The 12,227-nt window shown below is 74.5% G+C and carries 6 protein-coding genes; 1 reads left to right on the top strand and 5 read right to left on the bottom strand.

What is annotated here, in order from left to right:
• Window positions 1-3: 3 nt before the first annotated feature.
• The 3 genes from ACH4E7_RS00510 to ACH4E7_RS00500 all read right to left on the bottom strand — a co-directional run bounded on the left by ACH4E7_RS00510 (window position 4) and on the right by ACH4E7_RS00500 (window position 6,614).
• The gene (locus ACH4E7_RS00510; RefSeq protein ID WP_396246795.1) at window positions 4-1,806 is read right to left on the bottom strand and encodes a protein kinase; all 1,803 of its coding nucleotides are present in this window, start codon (window positions 1,804-1,806) and stop codon (window positions 4-6) included.
• A gap of 188 nt (window positions 1,807-1,994) precedes the next feature.
• Complete coding sequence (gene mfd / locus ACH4E7_RS00505) at window positions 1,995-5,624, bottom strand: transcription-repair coupling factor (protein WP_396246794.1); 3,630 nt, start codon at window positions 5,622-5,624, stop codon at window positions 1,995-1,997.
• 657 nt (window positions 5,625-6,281) lie between these two features.
• Window positions 6,282-6,614 carry a beta/gamma crystallin domain-containing protein gene (locus ACH4E7_RS00500; protein WP_396246793.1) on the bottom strand — a complete coding sequence of 111 codons (333 nt, stop codon included), beginning with the start codon at window positions 6,612-6,614 and terminating at the stop codon, window positions 6,282-6,284.
• A gap of 398 nt (window positions 6,615-7,012) precedes the next feature.
• On the opposite strand from ACH4E7_RS00500, the gene ACH4E7_RS00495 reads away from it, so the two are divergent.
• Window positions 7,013-7,732 (top strand): hypothetical protein, encoded by a 720-nt coding sequence (locus ACH4E7_RS00495; protein WP_396246792.1) that lies wholly within the window; start codon window positions 7,013-7,015, stop codon window positions 7,730-7,732.
• On the opposite strand, the gene ACH4E7_RS00490 is transcribed toward ACH4E7_RS00495, so the two are convergent.
• Both ACH4E7_RS00490 and ACH4E7_RS00485 read right to left on the bottom strand, forming a co-directional pair.
• Window positions 7,729-9,156, bottom strand: a complete 1,428-nt coding sequence (locus ACH4E7_RS00490) for a hypothetical protein (protein ID WP_396246791.1) — start codon at window positions 9,154-9,156, stop codon at window positions 7,729-7,731. The two genes, ACH4E7_RS00495 and ACH4E7_RS00490, sit on opposite strands and share 4 nt — an antisense overlap.
• A 266-nt stretch (window positions 9,157-9,422) precedes the next feature.
• Window positions 9,423-12,164: an SUKH-4 family immunity protein gene (locus ACH4E7_RS00485; protein WP_396246790.1), complete on the bottom strand. Its 2,742-nt coding sequence runs from the start codon at window positions 12,162-12,164 to the stop codon at window positions 9,423-9,425.
• Window positions 12,165-12,227 lie beyond the last annotated feature (63 nt).

The raw sequence follows: 12,227 nt of genomic DNA, 5'->3' as shown, positions 1-12,227 counted from the left end.
AACCTACCCGCCCCCGCCGGCAGCCCGCCGGGCCGGACGCACTCCCGCTCGCACCGGAAGTCGGCCCCGCCGGCTTCCCACGTCCGAACGGCACCCGCAGAGCCCCGCCAGCCGACGGCACGGGACACCCGTCACCGGCGAGGGATCAGCGGGTGGGGGGCCAGGGCGTGGGGTGGTGGGGCTGAAGGGTGGTGAGGGATTGACGGAGGCGGCGGACGGCGGGGTGGTGGGGGCCGTCGCGGCGTTCGCGTTCGAGGAGGAGTCGGAGGAGCCAGTGCCAGGCGTTCTGGGGGTCGCCGGTGGCGGCGAGGTGGAGGCCGATGCGTTCGCGGAGGTCGTAGGTGCGCTCGGGGTCGGTGTCGAAGCCGGATTCGAGGCGGGCGGTGTGGGCGGCGAGCAGGGCCTGGTACTCGGCGAGGGCGTCGGGGCCGTGGCCGAGTCGGTCGAGGCAGAGGGCGGCCCGGTAGCGGTGGTCGAGGCCCTGGGGGCCGTGCGGGCCGCCGTCCGCGGTGGCGGCGAGGCGGCGGTACTCGGGGAGGGCCTGCTGGGGGTGCCCTCGTGGAGGAGGATGCGGGCGTAGATGGTGCGGACGGCGCGGACGAGGGGCGCGCGCTCGCCGAGGTCGGCCTCGGCGCGGGGCAGCAGGCGGGCGGCGAGGCCGAGGACCTCGGTGTGGCGTCCGGCGTCGACGAGGTCGGAGAGTCGGGCGCACTCCGCGCCGAGGTCCGGGGCGGAGGAAACGGCGACGGGAGCGGCGACGGGGACGGCGGGGGGTGCCGAAGGGGCCGGGGGGATGAGGAAGGGCCGCGGCTCCGGGCGGACCACCGCGGCCGACGGCTCCGGCTGGTGCGGGTAACGGAAGGGGCGTGCCGGGTCGGGCAGCGGCGTGAAGCGGGGCTGCGGGGCACCCTCGGCCGGGGGCAGCAGCGGGAGCAGTCGCCCGTACACCGCCTGGGCGGCGGCCGGGCGGTCGGCGGGCTGCTTGGCGAGGAGGTCGAGCACCAGCCGTTCGAGCGGCTGCGGCACCTCGGGGCGCAACTCGCGCAGTGGGACGGGCGGTTCGTCGACGTGCCGGCGCAGGACGCCGAGGGCGGTGGGCGCCCGGAAGGGCTCCTCGCCGGAGAGCATCTCGTGCAGCAGGCAGCCGAGCGAGTAGAGGTCGCTGCGCGGGTCGGTGGTGGCGGCGAGGGCCTGTTCGGGAGCCATGTAGGCGGGACTGCCGATGGGCACGCCGGTGAGGGTGAGGCGGGTGGTCTCGGTGTCGAGGGCCGTGGCGACGCCGAGGTCGAGCAGCACGGTGCGGCCGTCCGCGCGGACCATGACGTTGCTGGGCTTGAGGTCGCGGTGCACCACCGGGATGGCGTGGACGGCGGCCAGCGCCCCGCAGAGTTGGGCGGCGACGGCCACCGCGCGCTCGACCGGGAAGGGCGCGTCCTCGGCGATGAGGTCGGCGAGGCTGGCGCCGGGGACGCGCTGCATGACGAGGTACAGCTCGCCCTCGTCCTCATCCTCGCCCGCGTCGAAGACGGTGACCAGGCCGGGGTGGTCGAGCGCGGCCGTCACCCGGCACTCGCGCAGGAAGCGGCGGCTCAACTCGTCGCCGTGGCGGCGGCGTTCGGTGGTCGCGGCGCCGGCGCCGGACCCACGGCCGGAACCGCCGGGCAGCAGGTGCTCGGGGCGGAGCAGTTTGACGGCAACCGGACGGTGCAGCCGTTCGTCCTGCGCGGCCCAGACCTGGCCCATGCCGCCGCGGCCGATCTTCTCGGTGAGCCGGTAGCGCCCGGCGATCAGCCTGGCGCCGGTCACGATCCGCCCTCGCGGGCCCTGACGGCGCAGCAGTTCGCCAAATTCGCGCAGGTCGTGGGAGGTCTCGACGGAGATCGGCTGACGCCTCCGTTCACAACCGCCGGCCCGCACACAGCCCCGTACACAGCAAAACGGCGGCCCCCGGCCGAAGCCCGAGACCGCCGTGGACCGCCGACCGGCCAGGTGCGCTACTTCTTCGCCCCCGCCAGGTCGTCGAACATGGCCGACAGGAACTCCGAGCACCAGCCCAGCAGTTCCCGCCCGACCAGCGGCTTGCCGCCGATCCGGCCGGTGCTCGGCCGGGGCACCAGCAGCTGCTGGGCCGCCCCCTTGACCTGGCTGCGCGGGTAGAGCCGGTTCAGCCGCAGCTGCTGGGACTCCCGCAGCTCCACCGGCCCGAAGCGGATGTTCGAGCCCTGCAGGGTGATGTCCGAGATCCCGCACCGCCGGGCGTACAGCCGAAGCGCCGCGACCAGCAGCAGGTTCTCCACCGGCTCGGGCAACTTGCCGTAGCGGTCGACGAGTTCGTCCCGGACCTGCTGGATGTCCGCCTCCGAGTTGACTGCCGCGATCGAGCGGTAGGCCTGCAGCCGCAGCCGCTCGCCGGGCGCGTAGTCGTGCGGCACGTGGGCGTCCACCGGCAGCTCGATCTTCACCTCCAGCGGCTCCTCCTCCGGTTCGCCGCCGTTCGCCAGCGACTCGCGGAACTCGGCCACCGCCTCGCCCACCATCCGCATGTAGAGGTCGAAGCCGACCCCCGCGATGTGCCCGGACTGCTCGCCGCCGAGCAGGTTGCCCGCGCCACGGATCTCCAGGTCCTTCATCGCGACGTACATGCCGGCGCCCATCTCGGTGTGCTGGGCGATGGTGGCCAGCCGCTCGTGCGCGGTCTCGGTGAGCGGCTTCTCCGGCGGGTACAGCATGTACGCGTAGCCGCGCTCGCGGCCACGGCCGACCCGGCCGCGCAGCTGGTGCAGCTGGGAGAGGCCGAAGGTGTCGCCGCGCTCGACGATCAGGGTGTTGGCGTTGGAGATGTCGATGCCGGACTCCACGATCGTGGTCGACACCAGGACGTCGAACTCCTTCTCCCAGAAGTCGACGACGACCTTCTCCAGCTGGGTCTCCCCCATCTGCCCGTGCGCGGTGGCGATCCGCGCCTCGGGCACCAGGTCCTTCAGCCGGGCGGCGGCCTTGTCGATCGACTCCACCCGGTTGTGGATGTAGAACACCTGGCCCTCGCGCAGGAGTTCACGCCGGATCGCAGCCGAGATCTGCTTCTCGTCGTACGGCCCGACGAAGGTCAGCACCGGGTGCCGCTCCTCCGGCGGGGTGGTGATGGTGGACATCTCGCGGATGCCGGTGACCGCCATCTCCAGGGTGCGCGGGATCGGGGTCGCGGACATGGTGAGCACGTCCACGTTGGCCCGCAGCTTCTTCAGCTGCTCCTTGTGCTCGACGCCGAAGCGCTGCTCCTCGTCGACGATGACCAGGCCGAGGTCCTTGAACCTGGTCTCGGAGGAGAACAGCCGGTGGGTGCCGATGACGACGTCCACCGAGCCCTCGAACAGCCCTTCCAGCACGGCCTTGGCCTCGCTGTCGGTCTGGAAGCGGGAGAGCGCCTTCACCGTGACCGGGAAGTTGGCGTACCGCTCGGCGAAGGTGGAGAAGTGCTGCTGCACCAGCAGCGTGGTCGGCACCAGCACCGCCACCTGCTTGCCGTCCTGCACCGCCTTGAAGGCCGCGCGCACCGCGATCTCGGTCTTGCCGTAGCCGACGTCGCCGCAGATCAGCCGGTCCATCGGGACGGACTTCTCCATGTCCGACTTGACCTCGGCGATGGTGGTCAGCTGGTCCGGCGTCTCCGCGTACGGGAAGGCGTCCTCCAGCTCCCGCTGCCACGGGGTGTCCGCGCCGAAGGTGTGGCCGGGCGCGGCCATCCGCGCCGAGTACAGCTTGATCAGGTCGGCGGCGATCTCCTTGACCGCCTTCTTGGCCCGCTGCTTGGTCTTCGCCCAGTCCGCGCCGCCGAGCCGGTGCAGCGTCGGGGCCTCGCCGCCGACGTACTTGGTGACCTGGTCCAGCTGGTCGGTCGGCACGAACAGCCGGTCGCCGGGGTGGCCGCGCTTGGCGGGGGCGTACTCCAGCACCAGGTACTCGCGGGTGGCGCCCTGGACGGTGCGCTGCACCATCTCGACGTACCGGCCGACGCCGTGCGCCTCGTGGACGACGTAGTCGCCGGCCACCAGGGCCAGCGGGTCGATCGCGTTGCGGCGCCGGGACGGCATCCGGCGCATGTCCTTGGTGGAGGACTTCTGGCCGGACAGGTCGGTCTCGGTGACGACGGTGAGCTTGAGGTTCTCGTCCACGAAGCCGTGCTCGATCGAGCCGCAGGAGACGTAGACGACGTCCCGGGTGGGGGCCTCGGCGAGGTCGGCGACCAGCCGGGCCGGGATGCCCTCGTTGCCCAGCACCTCGGCCAGCCGAGAGGCCGGGCCGTGGCCCTCGGTCACCATGACGACCCGCCAGTCGGAGGCCAGCCGCTCCTTGGCGTCGGCGATCGCCCGGGCGGTGTCGCCCCGGTACGCCTCGACGGCGTGCATGCCGAGGGTCAGGGTATTGGCGTCGAACTCGAGAACACCGTCCACCGTCGACTCGCTCGTCGCGAACGGGCTGACCGACCACCAGGCCAGGCCGATCTCGGCCGCGTGCTCGCGCACCTCGGCGAGCGAGCGCAGCGAGGCGGCGGAGACGTCGATGGCCTCCAGGTCGATCGGCCGGTCCCCGCCGGCCGCCGCGGCGACCCAGGAGGCGTGCAGGAACTCCTGACTGGTCGCCACCAGGTCGGCGGCCCGGGTGCGGACCCGCTCGGGGTCGCAGACCACCGCGACCGAGCCGAGCGGCAGCACGTCGAGCAGCAGCTCCATGTCGTCCACCAGCACCGGCGCCAGCGACTCCATGCCCTCGACCGCGATGCCCTCGGCGATCCTGTCCAGGATCTCGGCCAACCCGGGGTGCTCGGCGGACAGTTCGGCGGCCCGCGCCCGCACCTCGTCGGTCAGCAGCAGTTCACGGCAGGGCGGCGCCCACAGCCCGTGCTCGGCGATCTCCAGCGAGCGCTGGTCGGCGACCTTGAAGTAGCGGATCTCCTCGACCTCGTCGCCCCAGAACTCCACCCGCAGCGGGTGTTCCTCGGTCGGCGGGAAGACGTCCAGGATGCCGCCGCGGACGGCGAACTCGCCGCGCTTCTCGACCAGTTCGACCCGCGCGTAGGCGGCCGCGGCGAGCCTGCGGGCCACCTCCTCCAGGTCGTGCGACTCACCGCGCTGGACGGCCACCGGCTCCAGCTCGGCCAGGCCCTTGACCTGGGGCTGCAGCACCGAGCGGACCGGGGCGACGATCACCTGCACCGGCCCGGCCGCCGGGTCGTCCGCCCGCGGGTGCACGATCCGTCGCAGCACGGCCAGCCGGCGGCCGACGGTGTCCGAACGGGGCGACAACCGCTCGTGCGGCAGGGTCTCCCAGGCCGGGTACTCGGCGACGCCGTCGGGCGGCAGCAGCGAGCGCAGCGAGGCGGCGAGGTCCTCGGCCTCCCGGCCGGTCGCGGTGACGGCGAGCACCGGACGGCCCCGGTCACCGGCGGCCCGTCCGGCCAGTGCGCGGGCCAGCGCGGCGATGGCGAACGGCCGCGCGGCGGGCGGTCCGACCAGGTCCAGGTGGCGGCGGCCGCCGGCCTCGGCTCCGGTGGCGGTGGCCGCCTCGATAGCCTCGGCGAGCGCCGCGTCCCGCGCGACGACATCGAGCAGTCCGGTCAGGCTCATCTGGGGTCTCTTCTTCGTCCCGTGGCTGGTGCTGCCTCCGGGCGGCGAAGGCCCGCCGGGGCAACGCGAACGGCCCGGCACGCCGAGCGGCCGGGGGTCTCCAGCCTACGCCGCGGCAGTGACGGGCACGCGGTGTACGGCCCCGGCGGGGCCGGGCGGGGACGAACCGGCGGTCGCCACCCCGCAGCCGTCAGGGACACGGCCGCGGACGAACCACTGGACGGAACACCGGGCAGCCGGTGGACGAACCAGCCGGACACCGGTCGGCATCCGGCTCCGCCATCCGCCACCAACTGGACATACTCCGGTCACTGGCCGTCCATGGAGATCGCGCACCATGGTGAACGTGCCCGCCGCACCCAACCGTGGGGGATGGCTGTGGTGGCACTGTCGCACCCCCGATGGGGGTCGGAGGTGCGAGGCCGGGCGACCCTGGGTGGGGGCGCCCGCCCAAGCGCCGGGAACCGTGGCGCCCTTTCCTGGAGGGCGCCACGGGTCTCGGCCTCATCCTTCTGCCGCCCGTTCACCACCCGGCCCGCGCACCGGCCGCCCCGGACGTCCGCACCCGTCCGGTCGGCGAAGACCATCACGGCGAAGACCGTCACAGCGAGAGCCGTCACAGCGGAAGCCGTCAGAGCGAAGCGGTCACAACGGGCACTACCAACGGGACAGGTTGATGTCGTACATCATCACCTGGTGCCCCTGGTTGGCGTTGAAGTCGTAGCGCTCCCAGCTGAAGACGGTCCACGAGCCGAGCCCGCCGCCGAGGTAGGTGATGACCTTGTTGTTGCCCGCGTCGATCCGGTCGACGTTGTAGATCCGCACGGCCGTCCAGCCGTCGTTCGCGAAGCAGAGCTGGCCGCTGTAGCCGTAGTTCCACACCTTCGCGAAATCGTCCCGGTTTCCGCAGTCGACCCGGTCCACGGCATGTGCGCCGGCGGTCGGCAGCAGCGTCGCGGCGGCGGCCGTGAGAACCGCCAGGGCGCCCACTCGACGCGCCTTGCCATTTCTGTTCCGAACGCTGGTACGGGGATTAGTACGGCGAATCATGTAACCCTCCGTCGGTAGCGGTTGCGACTCCCGAGATTTGCACGGCGGGCCACCACCGCACAGCCGTTTTCCGGCCAAGCCGGTCCCCGGCGAGCACCCCGGGAACGTTCTGGGACGAAATGAGCTATGGTCCCAACAAGTTTGCCGCGCTTGAGGATCGGAGCAGACGCTTGCCACGCCCCACCCAATTCGGACGATTCACCGCCATATCTCTGACGGCCGTTCTGTCGGTTTTATCCGCAGGCTGCTCGGACGGCTCCGGTAAGGGTTCCGCCGAATCCTCCCCGACTCCGCCGGAGATCAGTTCGACAATCGCTCCGGAATCCGGTCGCGGCGGAATGACCGGACTTCCCCTCTCCGCTTATCAGGCCGATGATCAAACCTCCGTCAAGGAGATTCAGGCACGAAATGTGCTGGTCGTCTCCTGCATGCACCGGGCCGGGTTCGCCGCGTTCAACGGGGACGGCCTGCAGGCCGCGCAGCCGCCGGACAACGCGACCGCCCTGCCGGCCGGCCCCTGGGGCTACCTCGGGGCGCAGGCTGCGGCGACCCTGGGCTTCCACCCGCCGAAGCGGACCGCCCCGCGGCCGAACCCCGCCCCGGCCGGAGCCGGTGAGGCCTACGACAACGCCCGGGTGGACTGCGACCGGCAGACCGCCGAACGGCTCGGCTCACCACCCGCGGCCGGCGGCGAGCTGGTCAGCCGGCTGTTCGACGAGTCGACCAAGGCCACCGCCAAGGACGCCCGGGTGGTGGCGGCCACCAAGGAGTGGGCCGCCTGCATGTCGGCCGCCGGCTTCGAGGCGACCACGCCGGAGGAGCTGTCCCACGGGTACCAGGCCGCGACGGAGCCCACCCCGGCCGAGCTGGCCGCCGCCCGCGCCGACGCCGACTGCACCGTCAAGTCCAACCTGGCCGGCCTCTGGTTCGCCGTGCTGGCCGGCTACCAGCGTCAGCTGATCGACCGCAACGCAGGGGCCCTGGCCGCACAGAAGGAGGCGGTCAGGGCCCAGGACGCCAAGCTCACCCAGCTGATCGCGGGTGAGGGCAAGGGTTAGCGGCGGCGGTAGGAGACCGTGTTGGGGGCGGCGTAGCCGCTGCCGTCGTCCACGATGATGATCTTCGGGATGATCCGGGTCTCGTCCTCGGGCTCCTCGGCGCCCTCCGCGCCCTCCGAACCCTTCACGCCGTCCCGGTCGGCGGTCGGCGCGGGCGGCGAGGCCGGCTTCGGCGGCACCGCGGCCGGGGCGACCGGGCCGGTCACCACCGGCTCGGCGGCAGCGCCCTTGGCTCCGTCGGCCTTGGCACCCGCAGCGCCCCCGCCTACCACCGGCTGCCGCAGCACCGCCGTCGACTTCTCCGGAGCCGGAGCCGGAGCCTTGTCGGGGGCCGGAGCCGCAGCCACAGCCTTGTCGGGAGCCGGAGCCGCAGCCTTGTCGGCGGCCGGAGCCGCAGCCGGGGCCGGGACCGAAGCCAGCGCCGAAGCCTTCCGCAGGTTCCGCACCGGGATCTCCCCGGTGTCCGCCTCCGAGTCCACGGGCACCGTGTCGGCCACCGCGTCCGCCGGGGCGGCGTCCTCGACGGCCTCCTCCTCGGACTCGATCTGCCCGACCGCCGCGCCCGTGAGCGAGGCCAGCGTCGCCTTGATGTGGTCCAGGTGCTTTTGGACGGTCTCCAGCCGGGTGTCGAACGCGTGCTGGTCGCGCTCGGTCGCCGCGTTGATCTTCTCGGCCTCCCGGCGGGCCTGCTCGACCAGCTGGTCGGCCTTGGCCTGGGCGTCGGTCTCCAGCTGCTTGATCCGGTTGAGCACGGTCTCCCGGTGCTGCTCGGCCTCCTTGACCCGGCGCTCGGCCGTCGCGGAGACCTCGGCCTCCTCGGCGTCGGCCTTGGCCTGGGCCTCGGCGAAGGTCTCGTCGGCCTTGCGGCGCTTGGTGGCCAGCTCGGCCTCGGCGTGCTCGCTGGTCTCGGCGGCGGCCACCCGGACCTTGGCGGCGTAGGCGGTGGCGCCGTCCCGGGCTTCGCGGCTCTCCCGGTCGGCCTCGGCGCGGATGCTTTCGGCCTCGGCGCGGGTGCGCTCGTCGGTGCGGCGGGCGGCCGCGTCGGCCTCCGCGCGGATGGTGGCGCTGTACTCCTTGGCCGCCTTGTCGAGCGCCTGCCCGGCCTCGTACACCTCGTCCCGCAGGTCCTCGGCGAAGCGCTCGGCCTTCTCCTTCACCGCGTCGGCCTCGTTCTGCGCCATCTCGGCCAGTCCGGCGGCCTGCTCGCTGAGCACTTGGTAGTCCGGCTCCGGGGCCTCGTCGGCGGCGCGGCGGACGTCGTCCAGCCGGGCCTCCATCTGCCGGATCCCGGCGCCCAGGACGCTCAACCGCTCCCACGCCTCGTCGCGTCGTGCGGTCAGGGCGGCGAGCGCCCGGTCGACCTGCTCGGGCGCGTAGCCGCGCCGGGCCTGGGTGAAGCCGTACTGGGGGACGGCGTCGCTCATGGGCTCTTCCCCTCGTTTCGCGGGCTGCGGAGCCCATGATCGGACGGAACGGACGGATCCGGAACCGGTTCGCAGGCCGGGGCCGGATCCGGCCGTCGTGCGGACCGGATTATGTCGAGGACCAGGCGAATAGACCCACCCTCTTGACCTATTTTGCGCAGATCCGGACGAAACCCCAATGAGGCACAGCTACCGGGACATGCCGGAGGGGTCGTTCCGGACACCGGAACGACCCCTCCCCACCTGCGAGGATCCGCGACGGTCCGCTACAACAGACCGTCCCAGAACTGCTCCAACAGCACGGCCCACCAGGTGTCCGCGTTCTGCAGGGCCGCCGGGTCGATCGCGGCGAGCTGCGCCTGGAAGTCGGTGGTCCAGCGACCGGCCTGCTCCGGCGTCAGCCCGTACCGCAGCCGCCACATCCGGCCCAGCAGGGCCAGCGCGCGGGCGAACTCCGGTACACCGCTGTTGACGAAGCGCGGCGGCTGGCCGGTTCCATCGATGTCCACGGCGACCACGTGCGCGGTGCCGTACTGGACGCACAGCTGACGACCGTAGTCGTTGCCGAGCACCAGGTAGCCGCCGAAGTCCGGGGCTGCGGGAAGGCCGCGCTCGGCGGCCAGCTCGGCGAGGGTCGGGATCGGCCGGCCCTCCTGCGCCTGGGCCCAGAAGAACGGCCCGAAGTCGCGCGGCAGCCCGGCCCACATCAGGCTCTGCGACACCGGCTCCGGCACGCCCTGACGGGAGACCGCGCGCTGCTCGTAGCGGAACAGGTTCTGCCCGAAGGCCTCGCCGACCTCCTGGGCGAGCTGCTGCGGCGGTGCCGGGGGCAGCTGCTGGACCGTCCCGGGCGCGGGCAGCGGCACCCGGAACGGGCGGACCCGCTGGGCGCCCGAGGCCAGCTGGTGCAGCTCGTCCAGGTGGTCGAGCAGCTCGGCCATCCCGGCCTGCCGGGAGGCGTGGTCGCGGCCGTACGGGGCGGTGTGGGTGAGCCGCACGTTCGGCCAGGAGGCCGCGATCATGCGGTTGCAGTAGCCGCCCGGCAGGTCGCAGGACTCCAGCTCGGTGTAGAGCTCGAGCACCTGCTCCGGGGGCACGTTCAGCCGGCGCAGGTCCTGCAGGATCTTCCACTCCGGGTGCGGGGTGCCGGGCTCGCTGCGGTGCAGCAGCTTCTGCTCCGAACCGTCCGGGCCCCGGTAGCTGAGCGCGGCGAAGTAGCCCGGGCCGACCGCGGGGACCCCGGGCGGGACCGGCGCGCCCTGCGGCGGGCCGGTGACCGGGGTCGGTGGGACAACGCCGGGCGCGGCACCCGCGTTCGGGTAGCCGTACCCGGCCGCGGGCGCGGCGGGGGCGGTGGGGCCACCGGGCGGCGGCGGGACGGCGGGGCCGCCGGACGGCGGGGTGCCCGGGTCCGCCGGGCCGGCGAGCAGCGCCGGGTCGATCGCGCTGGCCAGCTGGGTCGCCTCGTACGCGATCCCGGCTGCGGGCCCGGCGGGCGCGCCCTGCGGGGTCGGGGCCGGGGTGTCACCGCTGCGCAGGCCCGCCGGGGGCGGGGGCGGCGGGGTCGAACCGGCCGCCCGGCCGCCGGCACCGCCGACGGGCGTGCCGGAGCCCGGGGTGTGCCGCAGCTCGGCGGGCGGGGGCGGCGGCGGGGCGGTGCCCTGGTTGCGGCCCAGCCCGCCCGAGCCCGAGGAGCCGGAGGGGCCGCCGGACGGACCGCCGCGCAGCGCGGCCGGCGGGGGCGGCGGCGGGGCCGACCCCGGGGCGCGGCCGAGCCCGCCCTGCGCCGGCGCAGCGGCGGGCGGCGCGGACGGCGTACCGGGGCCGCCGGGCAGACCGGCCAGCCCGCCGGGCGAGGCCAGCATGGTGGGCGCCTGCTCGACCGGCGCACCGCCCGCAGGCGGGGTGGCCGGGGCACCGGGCAGGCCCATCAGACCAGGCATGGCGTCCGGCGGCGCGAGCAGCGTCGGCGCCGGCTCGGCGGCGGCGGTGGGCACCGGGGCCGGCGGGGCGGCGGGCGGAGCTGCCGGGGGCTGGGCGGCGGGCGGCGGGACCGGCGGCATGCCGTAGCCACCGCTGCCCGGGGGCATCAGCATGGTCGCGGCCTCGGCCCCGGCCGGGGCGGGCGCGTCGGGCAGGTCCGAGCCGGAGGTGCGCAGGCCCTCGGACATCAGCACGGTCGCCGCCTCGGCGCCGACCGGCGCGGGGGGAGCGACCGGGGCGACCGGCTCCACGGGCGCGGCCGGCGGCGGCACCGGCGCGGCGGCCGGGGGCTGCGGCGCGAAGGCCGGCTCGTCGCCGGGCGGCGGGGCGAGCATGGTCGGGGCGTCCCCGGCGGGTCGGTCGGAGACCGGCGGCGCGGTCAGCACGGCGGGCGCCGGCGGCGCGGACGGCACCGGCGCGGGCGGCAGGGGTGCGGGCGCCGGGGCGGGTGCGGGCGGCATCGGCGCGGGCGGCTCCTCGGCCGCGACCGGCGCCGGAGCGGGAGCCGGGACAGCCGTCGGAGCCGGGGCAGCCGTCGGAGCCGGGACAGCCGTCGGAGCCGGGGCAGCCATCGGAGCAGGAGCGGCGGCAGCGGCCGGGGCGGCAGCGGCCCCCAGCTTCTCCGCCTCCGCCGCGATCGCCGCGGCCCCCGCCTCCTGCAGCCACTGCGGCGGGCTGAGCAGGAAGGAGGTGGCCTCCACCGGCCCCGGTGCGGGCTTCGCCGCCCCGGCCGGGTTGGCCGCGACCGGCCGCCCGTACACCTCTTCGTACTGCCGGACCACCTCGTTGACGGGCAGCGCGGGCCAGAGCGTGCTGGCGCCCGAGTCCCGGGCGATCACCAGCCGCGCCTCACCCGAGCCGCTCTCACCGCCGTCCGTACCGGCGGCCGCGTCCGCGGGCGCGACCGCCCAGCAGACGAAGCCCAGGTCGAACTCCCGGACCCGCACCTCGCGCTGCTGCGCGTGCGGCACGCCGCCGTTGATCCACTCCTCGGCGATCTCATGCGCCTGCGCGTACGTCACCACGCCCGGTTCACCCCTGTCCGCATCCTCTTCGTCCCCCGTTCCACCTGCACCCCGGCGCCCACG

It is taken from the genome of Kitasatospora sp. NPDC018058 (genome assembly GCF_044327205.1).
Lineage (GTDB): Bacteria > Actinomycetota > Actinomycetes > Streptomycetales > Streptomycetaceae > Kitasatospora.
This window is presented reverse-complemented; position numbering and strand designations above follow the sequence as displayed.